This window comes from Pseudomonas sp. Pmew2, from assembly GCF_058129885.1.
The window spans coordinates 3,526,338-3,547,807 of the sequence record NZ_CM176702.1; the positions used below are offsets into that span (position 1 = coordinate 3,526,338).

Below are 21,470 nucleotides of genomic sequence, written 5' to 3' on the forward strand. Positions count from 1 at the left end.
CGCCGTTTAAAAGCGTTCAAGTCCGTACAAAAATGTATCACCCTGTTTAATTCCTACGTACACTCTACCGCCTGTCTGGCACGTTAGTACCTGATCGGCCCGAATGCTCAGTTTTCCGGGTCTGTTGGAGTGCCTTATCGATCAGTGCCAGTAACGCTTGTTAACCCTGATGTGTGGCAACAAGCCTTTGGCTTGCAGCGGACAGTCTATCGAGGACAAACGGATGACAGGGATCGGAGCACGGCTGAAAAAGGAACGTCTGCGCCTCAAACTTTCGCAAAGCGCACTGGGCGCGATAGGTGGCGTGGAAACCAACGCTCAGGGCAACTACGAAAACGGTGTTCGCTCGCCTCGGGCAGACTACCTTTCCAGCGTCTCGAATGCGGGCGTGGATGTGGCCTACGTGGTGACCGGTCTCAGCTCACCCGCCGTCACGATTTCGAATAGCCAGGCCTGCGCTCCTCTCAACCGCGTTGTTGCTCGCCTGCACGGCAACCTGCACGACGTGACTCAGAACCTGTACCACGTGACCCGCTTGATTGAATCAAATGCAGGCGAAAGCAACGTCGACAGCGACCAGCTGGAAAACATCAAGAACGACGCAGAAGCCATTACGGTTGCGACCGTTCGGCTGATCTACATGACCTCGAAGTTGAAGTGACGCAGAGCATGTAGTGTGCCGCCAAGGCGGCTCATTGCGCCGCAAACGCCTTGTCCCTGAGTTTTTCCATGACCAGCGCTATGAATGCCGACACCGCAGGCGGGAGATGTTGCCGACTGGGATAAAGCACATGCAGACCATGACTGGTGCGCTGGTACTGCGTCAGTACCGGCACCAGTCTGCCATCGCGCAAATCCGAGCGGATGAGCGTCGCGGGCAATAGCGCAATACCAAGCCCTGCCAGGGTCGCTTTACGCAATGCCTGCGCGGTGTTGGCATTGAATCGGCTGGCCATCTGCACCTCATGCATCTTCGCGTCCGGCCCGAGCAACCGCCAGACAGTGCTCCCGCCGGGATGGCCGTGCTGACGCAGTAATGCCCGTGCAGGCTCTGCAGCGAGTCCGGCAAGCCGTGAGCGGCGATATACGCCGGGCTGGCGACCATAGTGTCATGCCCCTCTTCGATCAATTGACGCCCTACGTAGCCCGAATCCTGCAAAGGGCCGCCGCGAAACGCGATGTCCAGCCGGTCAGCGATCAGGTCGGCGCGCTCATCGCTGAGCACGAACTCCAGCTGAACCAGAGGATATTCGGCAAGAAAATCAGCCACCCACTCCATCGAAAAGAAATCGAAGAAATCCGCCATTGCGGCGATGCGCAGCCGACCGCCAGGTTCTTCTCGATGTGAAACAAGTTGCTCTGCGGCATCCATCAAACCATCGACAGCGCCCACACAGCGTTCGTGGAAGTCTTCACCTGCCTGGGTGAGGACCAGCTTGCGTGTCGACCGATGCAACAATCGAGTGCCCAGCTGTATTTCCAATTGCTGAACCCTGCGGCTGACCGTATTGGAAGGCATGCCCAGATGCCTTGCCGCCTGCGCAAAGCTGCCGCTGCGCACGACCTGCACAAACAGGGCGACATCGTTGAGGTCAAGCGCCACGGGGTTTATTCCTTCCATTTATGGATGAGTCCAAACCAACTATACCGACTAATCAAGTAATCCACAGAGGCTTATTCTTTGTGCTCAGGCATCAAGGCCTAGAGGACAACGCTATGAACACTATCGTCAGCATTCAGCCACGCGCCATCACCCATCGCACCAGCGGCAAAAGCCGAGGGCCTATCACTCGCCTGATGAGCCCTGGCGATCTGGGTCAGTTATTGAAGCCTTTCGTATTTCTTGATCAATTCGGCTTCAAACCCGAGCCGGGAAAAAAAGGCTTCGGCATGCATCCACACTCAGGAATTGCAACGCTGACCTATATGATCGAAGGCGAAATGGCCTACGAAGACACCACCGGTAAATCAGGCATATTGCCCAACGGTGGTGTGGAATGGATGAGCGCGGGCAATGGCGTATGGCATGACGCCCAGCCGGTAAGCGATGCGCCGATTACAGGCTTTCAGCTATGGATAGCCCTGCCCGCAGCGCAAGAGAATGGCCCTGCACACAGCGTTTATCTGGCGGCGTCGCAGGTTGCGCGGCAAGGCCCGGCACAGGTGCTGCTGGGGCGTTACGGTGCAGCACAAAGCAGCATACCTGCACCACAGGGCATGAATTATCTGGCCGTAAAACTGAAAGACGGCGAGCACTGGCGCTACACGCCGCCCGCAGGTCATAGCGTCGCCTGGCTGGCGATCAACGCCGGACACCTCGACGCAGGCGGCCCGATCAGCGCTGGCGAACTGGCTATTTTCGAGGAATCGGATCGCCCTATCGACTTCGTCGCAAAAGGCGATACCCATTTCGTGCTGGGGTCGGCAGTCAAGCATCCGCATGATCTGGTCACCGGCTACTATTCGGTGCACACCAGTAAGGCCGCGCTTAATCAGGGCGAACTGGAAATAGAGCGAATCGGCGCAGTGCTGCGCGAGCAAGGCAGGCTCTGATTGAGCAGCCGCCTCCTGTTCAAAAACCGGCTACGTACTCATCTGGACAGCGGCGCACTGGAACCGATACTTGAGCCCAGGTGGCAGCGCCTCACCTGGCCGTATCTGTACTATCCAGAACGCCGCTACCTGCCCTCGCCGCTCAGGGCTTTTATCGACTAGCCCATAGCAGCAATCGGGCGCACGCCATGGCGCGCCGGTGCTGCCATGGCGAACAACTCATCAACGCGTCTGACCTCCTCCGCACTTGGCTTGATCGCAATGGCGCACGCGACAAAAATGCCCGCATTGAAGATCAGGCCGATGATGCCGCTGGTCAACGAACCCAGTGCCGGAATGTCGTCGGGGTAAATTGTGGTCAGCACAATCGCGATCACAATACCGACCAGCATGCCGGCAATCGCGCCTTGCTTGTTGCCACGACGGCTGAAGACGCCGAAGAACAGCGGCACGGCCAGCTGGATGATGCCCTGATAGGAAATCTGTGCCAGCAGTTGCAGGCGCGCGTAATCGAAGGTCAGGTACGCCAACAGCGACGCCGCCGCGATGAAAACCACCATGCCCACCTTGGCGAGAACAGTCTTCTCGCGATCACTGCGCGGCTTGCTCCAGGTCGCCAGATCGTTGGCAAACTGTGTACCGCACACCTGAACGCAGCCGTCGACATGGCCGATGCTGGCCGCCAGGACAATCATGATTGCCAGCCCCAGCAACCACGGCCCGCCGATATCGAACAGTGACAGGAACCAGCCATGCTGCGGATGCGCGGCCACGTTGGGGTCCTGACTGATTGCCGCGGCGAACAGCATCAGAATGCCGTAGAAGCCACCCACCAGCATGATGGTCAGGAGTGTGCCCTTCTTCACCGAACGCACACCGCTGGCGGTATAGATACGCTGAAAGCTCATGGGCCAGCACATTGAGCCGATCACCCCGGTAAAGATCAGGCTGAACATGTACATCGGGCCGTAAGTGCTGCCTGCGCCGCCGGGGATCACCAGCATGCTGGCGGGCAGTTGCGACAGGTTGGCGAACGACGCCTGAGCACCGAACAGCAGGAAAATGCACAGCGCGGCACACAGCACGTAGGCAATCAGCCCCTGATACATGTCGGTCATGATCAGGCCGCGCATGCCCATGCTCACCGTCCAGTACTGTCGGATCAGGATCACCACCACCCCGACCAGCAGGCAAGTCGTCACGCCCCAACGGCCGAAACTGGCGAACTGAAAAAGAGTCGCGAGGGCCTGAATTCCCATCACCACCCAGGGAAATACCGAGATGATGCCAATGATCGAGGCAATGCGTTTGACCACCGGGCTATTGAAGCGCATGCCCAGTAAATCCGGCTGGGTGGTCAGGTTGAAACGCTTGCCCCAGGTCCAGGCACGATTGGCCATCAGGTACATGGCGGTCACGCCGAGCGTGGCGTAGACCATGCCGTAAAAGCCCAGCGCGCCACCGACAGACAGTGCAAAGAACGCGGTAAAGGTTGCACCCGGCCACCACGAGTTGGTGTAGCACATGGCGATGAACCAGGGGCCGTAGGAACGACCGCCCACCGCGTAGTCGGAAAAGCTCTCGCTCTTGCGATTGGTCGCGTACAACACGGCAATCATGCCCGCCAGGAATACGCCGATCAGGCCGAAAGTGATGTAAAGGTCCGAAACCGTAGTCGTGCTGATCATTGTCCGTCCCCCTCTTGTGGAATTTCACCCAGCAGAGACTCGACCACGTACAGCATCCACAGGCCCAGCCCCATGAGCACGGCGATCAGAATCCAGTAGAAGATCGGCAGTGGTACACCGATCACCAGCGCGGTGCTTCCACTGACCTTGAGGTAGAACGGTGGAAACAGCGCCATCGTCAACAGCGCGAAGAAGTACAGGCCAAACACCAGATTTTTCAGGCGGCCGGGATTTTCAGAAGACGGAACGTTACTCATGGAGTGCTCCTTGAATTTCAGGATCTGGCTATGGATAAGTGATCGGATAAAACTCAAGCAGGAAAAGGAACACGCGGTCACCCGCTACTTTTTTATTATTGGAGTGCTTGTTACAGGTATGCCTGGAGAGGACGGGTCATGCTTGCCGCAACCAGGTTTCCCATTGCGAATCATTGATGATGCTGCGCGCGCGCATGTGCTTCCAGGTGCCGTACTTGTAGAAGTCGAAGTCCAGTTGCGACACGGCGTGCTGGACCATTGCCCAGGTTGACCATTTGATATCTGCCAACGCCTTGTTCAGCTTGATCCGCGCTACGGTTTGCGCGCTGACCTGACCGAAGTAGTCCTCGATCAGCGCCAGCTCCATCTCGTCACTGAAAAACATCTCGCCGAACCACAGCGCCAGTTCGTAATGGCGATCGTTATTGGAGGCGTACTCGAAATCCACCAGACGAATCTGACGCTCCGCGTTGAGCATGAAGTTGCCTGCCAGCGTGTCATTCATGCACGGTGCCAGATCAATTCCGGAAGCTTGCAGGGCAGCTTTTGCGCGCTGATATTGCAGGCACAACCAGTCGTCATCCTGAGGCTTGATGCCCTTGAGCTCGGCCACCTGGCTCTGGTGCTCGGCAATCATGTCGAACACGGTCTTGGTCTGTTTCAGCAACGGCTGATCGTTGAACGCCTTGAGCCCGTGCAGAGCGCCGTGGCGTATGTCGCGCTGCAGGAAGTCATGATTGGAGGATGCCCGCCAGCCCTCCATGAACTCGAACACTTCGACACCGAACGCTTCAAGAAACGCAAACACCGGCGCACCGTAGCCGGTTTGCGCCGCTTTCACACTGGCCTCGTGGGCCGTGTGGCGGTCAATGAACATTTCTGTGCCGGCGCCCGGCACCTTGAAGAAGTACGCCGTGTCGGCCCCCTCGACCTCGACCCGCCAATTAGTGTTGGAGATACCGCCGCTGACCGGCTCGTAGCCGACGCGCCGCCCCTGCCAACTGTCGATACTGCGCACCGCAGCTTCCAGTTGTCGTTCCTGGGTACTGACAGACTGCCCTAACGTTTTCATGCTCTACCCTCCTGAACCTGACGCATCCAGCCTTCCAGGCGCGGGTCCTGAACACACTGCCGGCAACGCAGCAGCGTCCATTGACCGACCTTGGAAAACTCCAGTGGCCGCACGGACGTCGTACCTGCCCAAAGCCCCCACAATGTCCAGTACCAGTCGTTGATCAGCGCATACAAGCGGCAGACGGCATAGTCGACTTCCAGACACTGCCCCGCCCATGCGCTGATCCCTTCGCGCCACTGGCTTTCAAACGAATAAAGCTCGTTGAGGGTAATCGCAACGTCGTACCAAGGGTCCATGCAGCCGCCGTAGTCGAAATCCACCAGGCGCAACCGGCCTTCGCTTGACACCATCACATTGCTGGCAACGCCGTCGCCGTGCAGCGGCACCGCCTGCACAGAGCGGGTCTGCAATGCCTGCCAGACCATGTCAACACAGCGGTCAATCCATTGGTGTTCTGCGGGCAGTGCAACGTTGTCACGTTCGCAGAGTGTGCGAAGGCGCTCGATATCCATCATCGGCGAGCGCACAACATCAGGCACAGGCCCGACATGCACCAGCCGCTTCAGCGCCCACAGCGCCTGAAGGTGGCCCGGCGCGAGCAGGTCATCGAGCCGGGCAGCACGCCAGTCCAGACCCAGATCCTCGAAAATCAGCACACCGCAGGCCGTGTCTGCGCCAAGCAAGCGCGGTGCCGCGCCGCTACGGCCTGCGCATTCACTGGCCTGCGCTGCCTTTTCGAAATCAATCAGTTGCGCCATATCGGTATGCAGCACCTTGGCGTAAACAGCGCCCTGTGCACCGGCCACTCGAAAACCCGTCCATTCGGTCGACAGCCTGGAGGGCGATGCCACGCCCTGCGTAACGACCTCGGTGTGCGCGTTCGCATCCAGCCCGCAGTTTGCCAATGCGCCGAGCAGGCGTGTGGTCAGGTCGTCAGCATATGACATGGTCAGTCCTCAACTAAACGAAGCGGATGAGGTGCAAGCCCGATACAACAGCCCGGTCAGCATGCGCAAACCGTTGCGCATGTCCTGATCGTTGGTGTATTCGGCCTCGTTATGGGAAACGCCATTGCTGCTGGGGATGAACAGCAGGCACACCGGGTAATGGCGGTTCATGCTGATCGCGTCATGACCGGCGACCGTCATGCTGTCGGCGGTCGACAGGCCCAGCTCGCCGCCTACTGCGTGCGCCAGTTCCGCAAACCCTTCATGCAGCCTGGCGGGCGGGCGCAGTACGCTGCTTTCCACCTCAAACCCGGTCATGGTCCTGTCGGCGATAGTGTGCAACGTTGCGTCCAGGCGTTCACCTGCCGCGCTCAGCAGACCGACATCGCGGGAGCGGTACTCGATCAGCAGGGAGACCCGGGAAGGCACGACATTGGGTGAATTGGGGTACACCTCGATACGTCCTACCGAGCTGTGCATCTGCAAGCCATGTTGCCCGGCTTCGTCGCGCACCGCCGTGATGGTGTGTGCGGCGGCCAGCAATGCGTCACGGCGGGCGGCCATGGGCGTAGGGCCGGTATGATTCTGCTCGCCATCGAAACGCACCCGCCGTTTCAACGCGGCCCAGGTTTCCCGGACCACGCCGATTGCCGTCTGGCTGCTTTCCAGGCCAGTGCCTTGTTCGACATGAATTTCGACGTATCCGGCAATGTTCAAATCAACCTGATCATTACCCAGATAACCTATGGCTTGCAGCGCATCCTTCAAACGGATGCCATCGCCATCGCGGCTTTCCCAGGCATTTTCCAGGGCCAGTGCCCCGGTAAATACACCGCTGCCGATCAGGCTCGGCTGAAAGCGGGCGCCCTCCTCGTTGGTCCAGTTGACGACGGCCAGATTGCAGGCAGGTATTTCACCGCGTTCACGCAGTTGCCGCGCCAGACTGGACACCGCGACGGCACCGGCAAGCACGCCGTACACACCGTCGAAACGACCCGCGCTCGGCTGGCTGTCCAGATGTGAACCGCACAGCAGATAAGGCGCCTGGGGATCAAACGTCATGAGGCCGAACAGGTTGCCGATCGCATCGACACGCACTTCAAAGCCGTGCTCTTTCAGCCAGTCCCGAAACAGGTCGCGCACCCGACCGTCTTCAGCAGATGCCGCCAGCCGGTGCAAGCCACCCGCCGGTGTTGCACCAATGGCCGAGCTTTGCTGAAACAGCGCTTCAAATGCCGCCAGATCAGCTGCACCTGGCTCGATCAATTCAGGGATAGAGGGTGTCGACATGATCTTTCTCCAGGCGTGTCACAAACTCGTCGGATAACGCGCGATTGGTGACCAGGGTGGTGATCGCGGCGAACGGAAGAGTATTGATAAAGGTGCGATGACCGAACTTGCCATCATCAGCCAGCACAACACTGCGCGCGCAGTGCCTGACCAGCGTCCTGCGCAACATGGCTTCCGGCTCCTGGTAATCCATCAGCCCCAGGTCCAGATCAATGCCGCCGATACCCATGAAGGCGATGTCGTAATGAAACTGCCGGGCGAACTCCAGCGTGTGCGGCCCGATCAAGGCGTTGTCGGTACGCCGCACATCGCCGGGCGCAACCAGCACCTGATTGTCGCTTTGGTGCGATATCAACTGGGCGATGTCCAGCGAATTGGTGATGATCTTCAACTGGCTGAACCGCGTCAGTTGCTGGGCCAGCGCCAGCGTCGAAGTACCGGTGTCGAGGAAGATCGCCATGCCTTCGCTGACCAGTTGCGCAGCGCGGGCAGCAATACCTGCCTTGGCGCGGGGCTTGAGCCTGCTGCGTTCCTGCAAAGGCAGTTCTTCGCTGGATCTGGGCAGAATCGCGCCACCGTGAATTCTCCTTAATCGGCCCTCTTCTTCCAGATACTTGAAGTCGCGGCGAATGGTCTCTTCGGACACGAACAGCAATTGTGCAAGGTCCGACGCCTTGACACGCTGCTGTTGGGCGAGCAGGCGCATGATTTCGTCCAGGCGCGGCTGATTGAGCATGGGGGTGGCATTCCGTTGCAAAGTAAGAACTCCAGTGTCCGGGCCCGTTGGCCGTTGATCCGCAAGCAAGAGGGACATGGCTACTGCCCCAAAATCGGTGGCAAGTGTTGATCCCATGGCGCGATGGCTTCCACAGCGGCACAGAACTGCAGCACCTGAGCGTCGGCAAAGCGTGGCCCGACCACTTGCAGACCAATGGGCAGCCCGCCGGAACTCCACCCGCAGGGCAGGTTGGCCGCCGGGTTGCCGGTCATGTTGAAAGGGTAAGTAAATGGCGTCCAGCGCGCCCACGGCAAAGCGCCGTCCTGCCCGGCATAACCGGCCGGTGCCACGTCGTCGGCAGCAAACGGCAGAATCGGCAACGTGGGCATGATCAGCAAATCGTAATCTTCAAACAGCGCATGGACCTGATTGGCAAACGCAGCGCGCTGCTGAAGTGCCTGCAAGTAATCGCTCAGGCTGTGCTGGGCAGAACGCCTGATCAGATCGGCAAAGCCAGGGTCAAGCTGGTCCAGTTGCTGCGCAAGCGCTTTGCCATAAGCAATACCGCGCCCGGCAACCCACAGCGTTTCGAACGTCGCCAGCGGGTCCTGCCAGTTCGGTTTGAGCGTGCTGACCGTGACGGGCAGCGACCTGGCGATGTTGCCTACGGCGGCTTCGACTGCTGAGGCGATTTGCGCGTCGACCGGTGTGTCAAACAGCGTCGGGCAGAAGCCGATACGCAACGGACTCAACGGTTGGTCACACCGTGCCAGAAATGACTCGTCAGGGGCTGGCAGCGCCTGGTGATCCAGCGGATCCGGCCCCGACAGGATATCGAACAGCAACGCGCTATCACGCACGGTTCGGGTAATCGGTCCGGCATGACTGAGCATCTCGGTGGCTGACCAGGGCCAGGTCGGAATGCGTCCCAGAGTGCCTTTGAGGGCGAACGCACCACAGAACGAGCCAGGTATGCGCACCGAGCCGCCACCATCGGAGCCCAGTGCGGCCGGCACCATGCGCGCCGCCACCGCAATCGCCGAGCCGGAACTGGAGCCACCACTGGTCAGTGCCGGGTCCCAGGGGTTACGCCCGTTGCCGAACACCCGTGACGTACTCGCGCCGGTCCAGCCGAATTCGGTCGTCGCTGTCTTGCCCAGAATGATCGCACCAGCATTCTTGAGGCGGCGAATGATCGGTGCATCCTGGACCGGCACCGAGTCCAGAGCAGTCAACGAGCCACGCGTGGTGCGCAGTCCCGCTGTCGAAAAGAGGTCCTTGATGCCAAAGGGTATGCCGTGCAGCGGACCTCTTACCTGACCACGCTGCAGTTCGGCAGTCATCGTCCAGGCCTGTTCGAGCGCGACATCGGCGTATACGTCACCAAACGCATTGAGTGTGGAATTGTGGGTTTCAATCGTTGCCAGACATAACTCAGTCAAGCGTATCGGCGTCATGCAGCCTTTGCGGACAAGCGCGGCAGCTTCAATCACGGTAGGCATGGACGATGGCTGTGGCTCAATCAATGTAGATACCTCTTTCATCAGTGAGATACTTCTGCGCAATGCCCAGTGCCGACGACTGTCGGCGCATTACATTCAGCAGGGGCTGGCGCGTCAAGTGGGTTTTGTTGGATATATTGAATTTGTGGTTTTAAATTTTGTAACAGCACCGTCACGGTGCCAAAAAAAGCTCAAAACCCTGCGTCGCCCAATTGCGGTGCGCAGTTAAAACGGCGGGAAGAGGCAGGAGAAAGAAAGAAGGAGGCGATGGGCAAGCAGATAGAACGGCGCCTGTCCGTGGCGCAGTCCTGTCATTGAAACCGGTATTTCAAGTCAGCGATCAAACCGCCAGATCGTGAGCATGGAACTCGGTTACACCGACCAGCTGGATTTCAAAGTCTGCATGCAAATCACCATTGACGTTGCCGGACAGCACGTGGTCGGCGAAACGCAGTTGGCCAGCGCCTGTGAACTCGCCGCTGCCAATGAAGCTGAAAGCATCAAGGGCTTTGGTGTCCACGTTGGCATCCATCTTCAGGAAGCTCAGCTTGTCGCCCTGCTGGCTGTTGAAGTCGGTAATCACGTCGCTGGCGTGGCCTTTGCCCATTTCTGCCAGGTCATTGAACACAAAACGGTCAGCGCCGCTGCCACCGGTCATGATGTCTGCGCCCAGACCGCCAACCAGCTTGTCATTGCCCGCGCCGCCGAACAGCACATTGTTCGCATCGTTACCGATCAGGGTATTGTTGCGATCATTGCCCAGCAAAGTGAACTCGCCCTCACCTTTGAGGTGGACGTTTTCAAAGTTGGCCAGCGGGCCGGCATTCAGGTCGATCACTGTGGCAACCGGCGATGTGTTGTCATAGGTGATCTTGAGTGTATCGATGCCCTCATTGGCCTTCTCTTGCACCAAAGCGAGCTCACCAGCCTGATCAATAACGTAGGTGTCGTTACCCAGACCGCCAATCATGGTGTCCAGACCGCCACGACCATCAAGCACGTTATCCAGGCTGTTGCCGATCAGCGTGTCATTGAAAGCAGAGCCAATGGCGTTTTCAATGTGCGCACCGTAGGCAATCGCCAGCCCTGAGTTCATCAGCGTCGGGGCATCAGGATTCTGGTTGTAATCGAGGAACGCCTTGCCGATGGTGCTGAACTCACCCTCGTTGAGGTTGATCTTCACAAACGAAGCCTGATTGCTGGCATCGATCGTATCCTTGCCACCAGCGTCCCAGATCGTCTCGAACACCGACTGATCGGGTGCCCATTTGTAGACGTCATTACCGGTGTGATAGCTGGTGTTGGCACCGTATATGAACTGCATGGCCGCCACATCGAGCAACATCGGCGTGGTGGGTTTGAAACTGTAGTTGTTGGTGTAGCTCATGATGGTGTAACGGGCATCTTCAAACTTGGCATCGAGCAGAACATCGTTGTATTGCGAGGCTTCAAACGAATGTTTCAAACCCAATGCATGACCCGTTTCATGCATGAACGTCAGGTAATCATCCGTGCCTTTGGCAGGATCAGCCGCGTTGACTTTCGGCCCGATCCAGACATCACCGGACCGGCCCAGTGTGCCTGGCGCGTAAGCCTGGCCGTACTCAGTACTTTGCAGACTCTTGAAGCCGCCAAAACGAATGTCTCCGACATTGTCCGGGGTGTCCTGAACCTCGGTGAACTTGATGTCTGCCACTGCACTCCATGCACCCAACGCACTTCTTGCCGCCGCTGCCTGGGCATCGGTCAGTGAATAGGCATCGCTGGGCTCCTGAGAGCGACTGTAGTCAGTGGCATAGACGGAGTTGGCAGTATGAAAGCTGTAAGTGAGGTGAGTACCGGTTGAATCGCCTAACCAGAACGGCCCCCACAACAGGCTGGTGACTCTGTCGTCGGGAGACCCTTCGGGCAAAAGTTCGGCAGGACTTGAATCATTTGGGCCGGGCATCAGCAATGCTCCTGAAGAATACACACGTTAGTGATTAACCAACGATCTTTGCCCACGCAAAAATCGCCAGGCAGTTTATTACATAACAGGCACACTATGGGCACAATAAGTTACAAGCAAACTACTTAGGGATGCCGGACGCGCATTGCCAACACCCGCAGACTTCTTATTACGAATGTACTTTTATAGCTATTATACGCCTCCTACTAATAACGCTACATGAAACCTTCTTTAAACCCACGATTCCAACTGACCGGGTTCATTGCCCAAGCCGCCAATGAGCATTCACGGCAAAACGCGAGAACCCGATCAAGACCGGCAACGAAGGCGGTACAGTTGAGCTATCGTGTAACGGCTGTCGACGCGCTGGACGGTTCAGCGTTCGCGACAGGCACAGAACTGAAGTCTGACGCGTCCGGCCGGATCGCGTGCATTTATACGCTGTGTACCTTGCTGCCCTGTATAAATCATAGGCATCATAAGACCTTATCTCATCTGATCGCGGTGCGCCCCATGACCCACCACCCTGCGCCACTTCCTGCCAACGAAGAAGAACGAGTCCTGTCTCTTGAGCATCTCAGGATACTGGACAGCGTTCCCGAGCAGGACTTCGACGACATTGTGCTGCTCGCTACCACGCTGTGCGACGCGCCCATCGCCCTGGTTTCGCTGGTTGACCGGGAACGCCAGTGGTTCAAGGCCTGCATCGGCCTGGACGTCAAGGAAACCCATCGCGATCTGGCCTTCTGCGCACACGCAATCCTGCAACCTTCCGATGTGCTGGTCGTAGAAGATGCAACCACCGACCCCCGCTTCAGAGAAAGCCCGCTGGTGCTGGGCCCTCCTTATATCCGGTTTTATGCAGGCGCACCGATTCGCACCGACACGGGCCATGCGCTGGGCACGGTGTGTATAATCGATATCTGGCCGCGTGTTCTGACCGAACAACAACGTCTGGCCCTGCTGGCACTGGCCCGCCAGACCGCAGCCTTGATGCAATATCGCCTGCTTACACAACAACGCGACCAACATGCCGCAGAACTGGCCCTGGGACTCGAAAGCGCACAGAGTCAAAGCCTGGCCGTTGAACGCAATCTGCGCGAGTCACAGCGGGTGTCGTCATTGGGAATGCTCACAGCGAGCATCGCCCACGACTTCAACAACCTGCTCCAGGCGCTGAGCGCCAGCCTGCAACTTGTCCGCATGCGCTCGCGTCGCCCAGCTGATGTCGAGACGCTCAGTGACACGGGCCTGCGAGCTGTGGATCACGGTCGACAATTGGTCACCCGTTTGCTCGATAGCGTTCGTCAGGACGGCCCCGAACTGATCTGCATCGATGTCAGCGAACGGTTCGATGCCGCCCGTGATCTGTTATTGCGCTCGGCAGGCGACAATCTGGAACTGTCGTTCGACCTTAGCGCACAGGGCTGGGGCGTCCTGTGCGCCGAAGCGCAGTTGCACGCCGCCGTATTGAACCTCTTGGCCAACGCCCGTGATGCAATGTCAGGGTCTGGCAAGGTACATATCGCCACTCGACTGGAGTCAGTCAAGGAAGACCCACGATTGCCGGAAGGCGACTACCTGGTACTCAGCGTGGCTGATAATGGCCCAGGCATGGCCGCCGATCTCAAGGAACAGATATTCGAACCCTTCTTCACCACCAGACGCTCCGAACCAGGTGCCGGCCTGGGCCTTGTTCAGGTGCAGGAGTTTGCGGTGAACGCAGGCGGAGGCGCACGCGTCGAAACAGCACCTGAAAACGGGACGACCGTGCATCTCTATCTGAGAATACTGGGTCCGATCAATTCAACGAATTAAGCGCCCCACTACTTCACAGACGTCTGACGCGGCCTTGTTATTCATTAGATGAATAACAAGGCCGCATCAGACGCATTCACCTCATGAATTACATTACCATCATGGCGACAATAGCAATGTACTTATTGCGCGTTAGATGCCTGTAAAAAATAAACAGCGTGGGTTCTCTTTTACAAAAAATACACTCACAACAATGGCGCTTTCCGATTCACGACTATATTCAATCAACAGCAAACATTCTGTTTGCGCTACTGCCTTGGCAACAGGATGTTTGCTGTGGGATACGCAGTTGCAATAACTGCACGTTGTACACACATTAATCAAGGAATAGATTATATGTTGAAGCCTCATGGTTTAACGCCGCTCGCATTGACGGGCGGCATTCTTGTATCGCTATTGTCTGTCAGCCTGTCTGCCCACGCCGATACCGCCACCGATATTGCCACTACCGGTTGGGCTACTCAAAACGGGGGCACCAAGGGTGGTTCGAGGGCAGCAGCGAATAACATTTATACGGTGAAAAACGCCGCCGAGCTGAAAGCCGCACTGGCTGCGTCGGCAGGCAGCAACGGCCGGATCATCAAGGTGACAGGGGTTATTGATGTCAGCGAGGGCAAACCGTACACCAAAACCTCTGATATGAAGCAGCGCGCCCGCCTGGACATCCCCGGCAAAACCACGATTGTCGGCACCTCCAGCAGTGCCGAGATAAGGGAAGGGTTTTTCTACGCGAAGGAAAACGACGTCATCATTCGCAACCTGACCATTGAAAACCCTTGGGACCCGGAAGATGGCAGCGCCGGCAACTGGAACTCGGAGTACGACGGGCTGACGGTCGAAGGTGCCAGCAATGTATGGATCGATCATGTGACGTTTACCGACGGCCGTCGTACCGATGATCAGAATGGCACGGCCAATGGCCGTCCAAAACGACACCATGATGGCGCACTGGACGTCAAGAACGGCGCCAACTACGTCACCATCTCGTATTCCGTGTTCCGGAATCATGAAAAGAATAACCTGATCGGTTCAAGTGACAGTAAAACAACCGATGACGGCAAACTGAAGGTGACCATTCATAACTCGTTGTTCGAGAATATTTCCTCTCGCGGGCCGCGCGTGCGGTTTGGTCAGGTTCATCTTTACAACAACTACCACACTGGAAGTACCAGCCATAAGGTCTACCCGTTTGTGTATGCCCAGGGCGTCGGGTGGCGCTGTTGATCATCGCCGTGGCAATGGCGGCGGCCGTGCGCTTGAGCGGGGTAATGACCTTCAACAACGGTGTGTTGCGCGACCGCGCCATTGCGCTGCTGGCGGCGCAGAACCAACTGGCCGAATTACGCATGATGACAAGGCTCAGGCCTGGTTTCACAGCCCGCAAGTGCGACCAGGGCAGGCGCTCGCTGACCTGTGAACAGACACTCAAAGCCAGTGCAGACGGAATGTTGATGCGGGTCAGTCTGCGAGTATTACAGCGGGACAATAAAGCGCCACCACTGGCCCGCCTCGATACCGTTATAGCGATCCGACGCCAGCCGAAAGAGTCTCCATGAGCGTTTCAACGACGCAGCAGGCTGGGCAACTCCGGCAGGCCTGCCAGGCTGGCGACCTTGAATCGTGTGCGCTCGGTACCCTGCTCGATCACTACTGCGTCACTCTCGATAGCCACCAGACGTACATCCTTGATGCATAGGAATTTCAAAATGCCTATGCATGAACCTGACGCTGTGAAGGAGGCGTCATGCCTTCATAGCGATGCGTAGGAAGACGCTGATGCGTTACTTATGCAGTGAAAATCCCTATAAATCCGCATTAACACAGTTTATTTTACCGCTGAGCCTAGGTGCGGACGCACCTTCCCCCTGTCAGGGCTTCACGTACCTCATCTGCGCGATCGCCTGAGCGTTGAGGACCAGTCCCTGCACCGTCAGCCCGCTGATCGCTGCCGTGTATACCATCCGCGCGCCACACAGCACGCAGCGGAACGGATCGACGTTTAGAAAGGCTTTGGCCATCGGCGCAAAATACAGCTTTGGTACCGGTCCTGGCGTCGCCATCTTCAGTGCTTCATACACCTTCGGCAGGTATTTCCCACACACCCGATTGGCCAGAAAACCAAAATACCGGATCATCCGGAAATGCTTTTCCGGGATGTGCTGGACCACCCGGCGCAGCATGTCGGCCTGGCTCAGCGTTTCCTGCTGATAGGTCTGCGTGCGGTGATCCAGGTAGGTAAAGCTCAACGTGGCCCCGCAGGTGTAATGCGCCAGACGACTGCCCGAGATCGGCGGTTTTTTCAGGTAGCGGCCCAGGTAATTGACGGTCTTTCGGCCGTTTTCCGTCTTCTTCGACAAGTGGATGTGCCAGTGCTGGCCACCAGCGGTCAGTATCAAACGGCGCCAGTCGCTTTCACAGTGGATGTGGGCCAGCTGCGGCGGCATCGTCAGTTGCGAAAGCGGCTGTCCCAGCAGGTAATCGCGCACCAGCCACATCCAGCGCCGCCGCAGGGCCTCTTTGTGGAACGACAGATTTTTCCAGACGCCCTGCTCATCCAGGCCGCCCGCGGTCACCGACAGGTGGACGTGGGGATGCCAGTTGAGCCGCCGGCCATAGGTGTGCAGCGCACCGAAAATCCCGACGCGCAAACCGCGCCGCTTGGCGGTGTAGATCAGGTTATCGGCCGCCAGACGAAACAGCGCATCGAGCAGCCAGCGGTTGTAGAAGAACAGGGACCACAGCGTGTCGGGCAGCGTGAACACCAGATGCTGCCAGGGGCAGTCGGGCAGACGGTTGTTTTGCACGGCGATCCACTGGTCGGTGGCCTTTTTGCCGCAGGAAGGACAGGCCCGGCAATGGCAGGTGTTGCACAGGTATTTGACGTGTGGGCAATGCTCATTGCCACAGGTGTAGTGTTTGACGCCCAGTATCGAGGTGCCGCAGGCGAGCATTTTGCTGATCGACTCCACTTCGATTTGGCGCAGACCGCCGGCTTCCAGCAAATCTGCCCAGCAGCCGTTGGCCGTGAAGAGGTTTTTGAGCGGTCGAGGTTTGTAAGCAGGCGGTGCAGAGGCCACGTCAGCAGGATGGCTCCTCATCGTGGTGAATGACGGCGGTGATGGCGAATCCGCCTGGCCCTTCTCTCATCGAAACGCTTACGCAAGAAGCGTCGGGAAACCTGTCGTTCAGATACGCTGTCTGGCAGCAACTACAAAGATCGACATCACCCAAAGGATCGACATCGAAGAAAAATTCGGTATCGGGAACGAAGGTGGTATGCCCGGCGCGTTGGAGACGGGTCTGCTTTGCCTTGGCTTTTGCCCGGCTTGCCCGTTTACGTTTTTTTGTCTCTGACGCCATGTGTAAGCCTGTGCTGAGGAGGGATCGACTCAATTTTGGCTATGATAACCGATTTCAAAATCCCACAATTTGCAGCCGCAGGCTGCCCAGTTCTTAAAAACAGAACATGAGGATGGTTCATGATGGGTAGTGAGCGTATGAATTCAGTGCGTGCAGCCTTCACAGTATTGCGCTGCATAGCCCGCCAGCACTGGTGCCAGTGAGTGTTCGGACCGAACTCAAGTCTGGTTGGTGGTCTCGACATTTCGCGGTCAATGGGGGCTGCTACTGGATAGCTGGGCTCTTGCCTGCCCCAAGCTGACCCCTTACTCTGCAATCCAAATGAATTTGATCTGGAAGGAACACCACCATGGCTCTGACGAAAGACCAATTGGTTGCCGGTATTGCAGAAGCTATCGATGCGCCAAAAACCACCGCGGGTAAGGCTCTTGAGCAATTGGGACAGATCGTTGCCGACCAACTGGAAAGCGGTGCAGAAATCACTCTACCGGGCATCGGCAAACTGAAAGTGGCTGAGCGTCCAGCACGTACTGGCCGCAACCCTTCGACTGGTGCCGCCATCGAAATCGCTGCCAAGAAAGTCGTCAAGTTCGTCCCTGCCAAGGTGCTGAACGACGCGATCAACCACGGTGCGTCTCAGAAAACGGAAAATAAAACACGTTAAGTTGGGGTTACGTACGACGAAATTTCCGTCACGTTTGGGAAACCAGTACTGGTGCGGGTTGACGCCAAACCTTTGATTTCCGATGCTGCCGCGCCAAGCGCGAAGATGGCACCTTTCAATGGGTAAAACGTGTACGTAAAACCATGTCGGGTAGACGAACCAGCCGGAAAGCGACCAGCTAAAGCAATCCCTGCTGCATCAGGCTTTCAGCGGCCAGCTTTGATGGCTCATGTTCACAGGTAGGCGCTGCCTATATACTCAAATCATGGAACGTATCCAATCGATCAATCTCGCGCGAATTGACTGGTGTTGTGCCGATCACGGTATGACGCGGGATGAACTCGCCCGTGAGATCGATATAGCGCCTGCCAGTTTTGCCAAGGTGATGGCCGGAGAGGCAGGGCTGACCTTCAATCAGTTGCGCAAGCTGGCGGCCTTTTTGGGGCGTGGCACTCTGTTTTTCATGGATCCAGGGCCGGTCAACGAGGCAAAGGTGCACTCGCCGCAGTTCCGCACCTTGAGCAATCAGAAGCCAGAGCTTTCGCACCGCTTGAAGCTGCTGATCGAGCGAGTAGAACGTCAGCGCGCAGTGTTCCTCGCACTGCGCGAGGAACTTGACCCGGCAGAGGTCGTGCGATTCTCGCCGCCCGATCTGGCGGGCCTGACTATCCCCGCTGCAGCCAGCTGTGTGCGGGAATGGCTGGGATTGTCGGATCGCAACTATTTCGACAGTTACAGGCAGGCCATCGAAGCTCGCGGCCTTCTCGTTTTCCGCAGCAATGGTTACAACGGCCAATGGCAGATTGCGAAGGAAAACCCGATCTTGGGCTTTTCGCTCTATGAGCCTGAGTGCCCCGTAATTGTGGTTAAGAAACAGGATGTAGATACGCGCCAGTGCTTCACTCTGATGCATGAGCTGGGGCACATACTCCTTCATCGTGCGAGTTCAATTGACGATGAGGGAGATCTGTATTCGGCGGACGGTGAAGAGCGGGAGGCGAATGCCTTTGCCGGACATTTGTTAGTCCCTGACCGCTTTCTGTTGAGCATTCGCGACAATGAACGCCCCGCTGATGTAGCTGAATTTGATGACTGGCTTCAGCCGCAACGCAGGACTTGGGGTGTGAGTGGTGAGATGATTCTGCGGCGTCTGATGGATGCCGGCCGCTTGCCAAATGCAGCCTATGCCGCCTATCGGCAGTGGAGTCAGCAACGGGTTATACCTGAAAAAGAGGGCGGCAGCCGCGAGCACCGCAACCGCGAACCTCGGCACATTTTTGGTGATGGTTACGTGCGCACGGTGCTCGAAGCTATGAATGCTCGTCGTATCACGCTCGCCAAAGCCAGCAGTTATCTTGATAACCTAAAGATCTCAGACCTGCATAAGCTGGAGCGCTTCTATGCAGGTGTTTGATGCGTCCTCCATGCTCTACGCATGGGATAACTACCCCGTCGCTCAGTTTCCAGGGCTCTGGAAGTGGATGTCAGATCGAGTAGCGCAAGGGGTGATACGGATGTCCGAGGTTGCCGTCGAGGAAGTTGGACATAAGGCACCGGAGTGCGTGACTTGGCTGAAGGACGCTGGTCTGCAAAAGATGCCCGTGACCGAGGCGATCCTGCTGGAGGCCTTACGCATAAAGGGCCTGCTTGAGATCGAAGAGGACAAGTACGGTGCCGGAGTCGATGAAAACGATCTGTACATCATCGCCACCGCAAAGCTGCATGCCTGTGAGTTGGTCACGGATGAGGCGTTTCAACCTTCTGCGAACAAGCAAAAACGCAACTGGAAGATTCCTGTTGTTTGCAATATGGCAAGCGTGCAAACACCCTGGATCGACTACCTCGACTACATAAAGCGTTCGCAAGCGGTTTTCGGCTGATGACGTCAACTCATATGAACGAAGCTGAAACAAGGCTCGAGTACATCGATCCAGCGCTGGCCGCTGCCGGTTGGGGTGTGGTGGAGGGTAGCCGCATCCGTCGCGAGTAGCCGCGCAGTTTGGGGTTGTAAGCCGGAACCGCCGAAAATTCCTTCGTCAGTCGCTCGGGTGTAAACTCACTCAGAGATAAATGGAGAAAATCCTTATGGTTGATCGTTCGCCTATCGTTTCGGAGTTTGAAACTGAAGAGCTAGAGGCCAATTACACCGCCTGGCTACGCGCGAAGGTGGAGGCAAGTCTGGCCGACTCGCGCCCTGCTATCCCGCATGATGAAGTCGAGCGAAGGATGGCAGAGCGGTTGGCACGATTGCGCCATCGCCGAGCGTCCTGATGCTACCCATTTTCTGGCTAGAATCAGCGGACAACGATTTGGCGGCAATAATCGAATACATAGGTTTATGTGATATAGCTGCTGCCGAAAGGTTGTGGCAGCGCTTGCGTAGCATCGTTCTGCCCCTTTCAGAACATCCTTATCTGTATGCGATAAGTGACCGCGTTCCAGGAATGCGCGAGATCGTGGCCCATCCTAACTACCTGGTGTTTTATCGCGTCACCTCAACGCGCATAGAAGTGGTGAACGTCGTCCACGCACGGCAAGAATATCCCCAAACTGGACTAGCGTAGTGCTCACTCCAGCGTTCCAGGGAAGTGCGGTGGGTCATCAGGTAGGAAATTTTGGTATTCATGCTTCGATGCTACTTAAGTTGGTTGGCTATTCCATTGCTCTTCGGCCCCTTTTTTTCCATGATCACAGGAGAGGACATTGCAGCTTTCTGATGACTTGAAATTGATAGCTTGGCCGACCAGAGTTCGATTCGATGAGGATGACAATACGCCAGAGCGGCTGGCCTTCGAATTGGAGGTCAATGGTGAGCGCATGGTTATGCTCAGTCTGGAGCAGATGTTAGACGCGCTATGGAGTTTAGAGGAAGCGAAACTGGTGGCACCGTTAGGTTCCACCTGGTGGAGCAAAGCCGAGCTTAACAAGCAATGGGGTAAACCCGTTGTGACGGTCTCTAGTGAGTCGAGGCTAGAGCGTTTGGATATGAAATTTGCCGCAGAACATGCCAAGAAAGCCACAAAGGCGACGACGTCACCGTCTTTCTTGGAAATGTCGGAAGACGAAACCGGTGCGCCCTATCTGCTACTGGAGCAAACGTTGCTGCAATGTGTGTACATCGCAGAACAATTGGGTGCCATTCCGCCTTTGGATGACAAATGGCTAGCGCGCGTCATTTCGCCTTCGCTACGTCAGTTGTCACAGCTTCAGAAATCCACGGGCCTTCATTAAATCTGCTCGAGCATCGCGTTGTTCACAGCAACTTGCCGGTTGCCATCGCCCCGATCAGAGGCCTTTCCGCGGCGTTCCATGTCGCTGGCCACCGGCCCCAGATGCATGGTCGCCTCGCGATCTAGGCCCTGCGCCTTGAGACTGCGTGAATCGATTCGGGCATCTGAACCAGCGTTCTCCAGGGCGCGGTTAGCCATCTGCTCCCACAACTGGCGGATGGCGACTACTTGGGGCGAATAGAGAAAACGGAAAAAATCGTACGCTAGCGTGAATTTTGTCAGGTTGAGGTCATAGAAGTTGACGGCGATCCGTCAGGAAATACAGAAAACCGTCCTAGTCTGACAGGGGGCTGGTGAGCGGCCTGACGCCGGGTTGAGGTGTACTTCAATCGGACACAGTCCAGGTTGCACGAGGGCATG

General features: G+C 57.1%; 22 protein-coding genes and 3 pseudogenes. 13 read left to right on the forward strand and 12 right to left on the reverse strand.

Translation table 11 applies throughout. The features are described from left to right. Positions 1-223 precede the first annotated feature (223 nt). Entirely contained in the window at positions 224-661 is a 438-nt protein-coding gene (locus AC4ANK_RS16040) for a helix-turn-helix domain-containing protein (RefSeq protein ID WP_002553227.1), read from the forward strand. A gap of 31 nt (positions 662-692) precedes the next feature. Here AC4ANK_RS16040 and AC4ANK_RS16045 read toward each other — a convergent pair. After that, positions 693-1,603, reverse strand: a pseudogene (locus AC4ANK_RS16045) (LysR family transcriptional regulator). Positions 1,604-1,716: 113 nt separating this feature from the next. Here AC4ANK_RS16045 and AC4ANK_RS16050 point away from each other — a divergent pair. Together AC4ANK_RS16050 and AC4ANK_RS16055 are read left to right on the forward strand one after the other, a co-directional pair. Then, complete coding sequence (locus AC4ANK_RS16050; RefSeq protein WP_002553225.1) at positions 1,717-2,553, forward strand: pirin family protein; 837 nt, start codon at positions 1,717-1,719, stop codon at positions 2,551-2,553. Positions 2,554-2,568: 15 nt separating this feature from the next. Beyond that, positions 2,569-2,715, forward strand: a pseudogene (locus AC4ANK_RS16055) (LysR family transcriptional regulator); the annotation flags it as partial. On the opposite strand, the gene AC4ANK_RS16060 reads toward AC4ANK_RS16055, so the two are convergent. From AC4ANK_RS16060 to AC4ANK_RS16090, 7 genes are all read right to left on the reverse strand, one after another. Continuing rightward, a complete protein-coding gene (locus tag AC4ANK_RS16060) occupies positions 2,712-4,241 on the reverse strand; it encodes a sodium:solute symporter family protein (protein ID WP_002553224.1) in 1,530 nt (509 codons plus the stop codon). The pseudogene AC4ANK_RS16055 and the gene AC4ANK_RS16060 sit on opposite strands and share 4 nt — an antisense overlap. Continuing rightward, the gene (locus AC4ANK_RS16065) at positions 4,238-4,498 is read right to left on the reverse strand and encodes a hypothetical protein (protein WP_002553223.1); all 261 of its coding nucleotides are present in this window, start codon (positions 4,496-4,498) and stop codon (positions 4,238-4,240) included. The genes AC4ANK_RS16060 and AC4ANK_RS16065 overlap by 4 nt, the downstream gene beginning before the upstream one ends. Positions 4,499-4,634: 136 nt before the next feature. Beyond that, positions 4,635-5,570, reverse strand: coding sequence for a choline kinase family protein (locus AC4ANK_RS16070; protein ID WP_002553222.1), 936 nt, complete (start codon positions 5,568-5,570; stop codon positions 4,635-4,637). After that, positions 5,567-6,520, reverse strand: a complete 954-nt coding sequence (locus AC4ANK_RS16075; protein ID WP_002553221.1) for an aminoglycoside phosphotransferase family protein — start codon at positions 6,518-6,520, stop codon at positions 5,567-5,569. Before AC4ANK_RS16075 ends, AC4ANK_RS16070 begins: the two co-directional genes overlap by 4 nt. 9 nt (positions 6,521-6,529) lie before the next feature. Beyond that, positions 6,530-7,810, reverse strand: coding sequence for a M20 family metallo-hydrolase (locus AC4ANK_RS16080; RefSeq protein WP_002553220.1), 1,281 nt, complete (start codon positions 7,808-7,810; stop codon positions 6,530-6,532). Beyond that, positions 7,788-8,546 carry a DeoR/GlpR family DNA-binding transcription regulator gene (locus AC4ANK_RS16085; protein ID WP_002553219.1) on the reverse strand — a complete coding sequence of 253 codons (759 nt, stop codon included), beginning with the start codon at positions 8,544-8,546 and terminating at the stop codon, positions 7,788-7,790. The genes AC4ANK_RS16080 and AC4ANK_RS16085 overlap by 23 nt, the downstream gene beginning before the upstream one ends. Positions 8,547-8,626: 80 nt before the next feature. Further along, positions 8,627-10,030 carry an amidase gene (locus tag AC4ANK_RS16090; protein WP_031596941.1) on the reverse strand — a complete coding sequence of 468 codons (1,404 nt, stop codon included), beginning with the start codon at positions 10,028-10,030 and terminating at the stop codon, positions 8,627-8,629. On the opposite strand from AC4ANK_RS16090, the gene AC4ANK_RS16095 reads away from it, so the two are divergent. Next, positions 9,984-10,259, forward strand: coding sequence for a hypothetical protein (locus AC4ANK_RS16095; protein WP_489980878.1), 276 nt, complete (start codon positions 9,984-9,986; stop codon positions 10,257-10,259). The two genes, AC4ANK_RS16090 and AC4ANK_RS16095, sit on opposite strands and share 47 nt — an antisense overlap. Before the next feature lie 111 nt (positions 10,260-10,370). Here the strand turns inward: AC4ANK_RS16095 and AC4ANK_RS16100 are convergent, their stop codons facing one another. Continuing rightward, positions 10,371-11,978 carry a M10 family metallopeptidase gene (locus tag AC4ANK_RS16100; protein ID WP_002553217.1) on the reverse strand — a complete coding sequence of 536 codons (1,608 nt, stop codon included), beginning with the start codon at positions 11,976-11,978 and terminating at the stop codon, positions 10,371-10,373. Between the two features lie 513 nt (positions 11,979-12,491). Between AC4ANK_RS16100 and AC4ANK_RS16105 the strand changes: the two genes are divergently transcribed. From AC4ANK_RS16105 to AC4ANK_RS16115, 3 genes and pseudogenes are all read left to right on the forward strand, one after another. Then, the gene (locus AC4ANK_RS16105; protein WP_460384997.1) at positions 12,492-13,796 is read left to right on the forward strand and encodes a sensor histidine kinase; all 1,305 of its coding nucleotides are present in this window, start codon (positions 12,492-12,494) and stop codon (positions 13,794-13,796) included. A 336-nt stretch (positions 13,797-14,132) separates the two neighbouring features. Next, positions 14,133-15,008, forward strand: a pseudogene (locus AC4ANK_RS16110) (pectate lyase family protein); the annotation flags it as partial. Positions 15,009-15,034: 26 nt separating this feature from the next. Then, positions 15,035-15,352: a type II secretion system protein GspI gene (locus AC4ANK_RS16115; RefSeq protein WP_460385193.1), complete on the forward strand. Its 318-nt coding sequence runs from the start codon at positions 15,035-15,037 to the stop codon at positions 15,350-15,352. 312 nt (positions 15,353-15,664) lie between these two features. Here AC4ANK_RS16115 and AC4ANK_RS16120 read toward each other — a convergent pair whose 3' ends face one another. Both AC4ANK_RS16120 and AC4ANK_RS16125 read right to left on the reverse strand, forming a co-directional pair. Beyond that, positions 15,665-16,894: an IS91 family transposase gene (locus AC4ANK_RS16120; protein WP_460382827.1), complete on the reverse strand. Its 1,230-nt coding sequence runs from the start codon at positions 16,892-16,894 to the stop codon at positions 15,665-15,667. After that, positions 16,875-17,156, reverse strand: coding sequence for a hypothetical protein (locus AC4ANK_RS16125; protein WP_015062535.1), 282 nt, complete (start codon positions 17,154-17,156; stop codon positions 16,875-16,877). The genes AC4ANK_RS16120 and AC4ANK_RS16125 overlap by 20 nt, the downstream gene beginning before the upstream one ends. Positions 17,157-17,505: 349 nt before the next feature. Here AC4ANK_RS16125 and AC4ANK_RS16130 point away from each other — a divergent pair, with 349 nt between their 5' ends. The 6 genes from AC4ANK_RS16130 to AC4ANK_RS16155 all read left to right on the forward strand — a co-directional run bounded on the left by AC4ANK_RS16130 (position 17,506) and on the right by AC4ANK_RS16155 (position 21,051). Continuing rightward, the gene (locus AC4ANK_RS16130; protein ID WP_031598871.1) at positions 17,506-17,820 is read left to right on the forward strand and encodes an HU family DNA-binding protein; all 315 of its coding nucleotides are present in this window, start codon (positions 17,506-17,508) and stop codon (positions 17,818-17,820) included. Between the two features lie 265 nt (positions 17,821-18,085). After that, complete coding sequence (locus tag AC4ANK_RS16135) at positions 18,086-19,234, forward strand: ImmA/IrrE family metallo-endopeptidase (protein WP_031598959.1); 1,149 nt, start codon at positions 18,086-18,088, stop codon at positions 19,232-19,234. Continuing rightward, entirely contained in the window at positions 19,221-19,700 is a 480-nt protein-coding gene (locus AC4ANK_RS16140; protein WP_031598957.1) for a DUF4411 family protein, read from the forward strand. Before AC4ANK_RS16135 ends, AC4ANK_RS16140 begins: the two co-directional genes overlap by 14 nt. A 205-nt stretch (positions 19,701-19,905) precedes the next feature. Continuing rightward, the gene (gene relB / locus AC4ANK_RS16145; RefSeq protein WP_080719061.1) at positions 19,906-20,091 is read left to right on the forward strand and encodes a type II toxin-antitoxin system RelB family antitoxin; all 186 of its coding nucleotides are present in this window, start codon (positions 19,906-19,908) and stop codon (positions 20,089-20,091) included. Beyond that, a complete protein-coding gene (locus AC4ANK_RS16150; RefSeq protein WP_044424159.1) occupies positions 20,091-20,384 on the forward strand; it encodes a type II toxin-antitoxin system RelE/ParE family toxin in 294 nt (97 codons plus the stop codon). The genes relB and AC4ANK_RS16150 overlap by 1 nt, the downstream gene beginning before the upstream one ends. Positions 20,385-20,523: 139 nt before the next feature. Then, positions 20,524-21,051 (forward strand): hypothetical protein, encoded by a 528-nt coding sequence (locus AC4ANK_RS16155; protein WP_044320037.1) that lies wholly within the window; start codon positions 20,524-20,526, stop codon positions 21,049-21,051. Here the strand turns inward: AC4ANK_RS16155 and AC4ANK_RS16160 are convergent. Next, positions 21,048-21,359, reverse strand: coding sequence for a MobA/MobL family protein (locus AC4ANK_RS16160; RefSeq protein WP_330218099.1), 312 nt, complete (start codon positions 21,357-21,359; stop codon positions 21,048-21,050). The genes AC4ANK_RS16155 and AC4ANK_RS16160 overlap by 4 nt on opposite strands. Positions 21,360-21,470 lie beyond the last annotated feature (111 nt).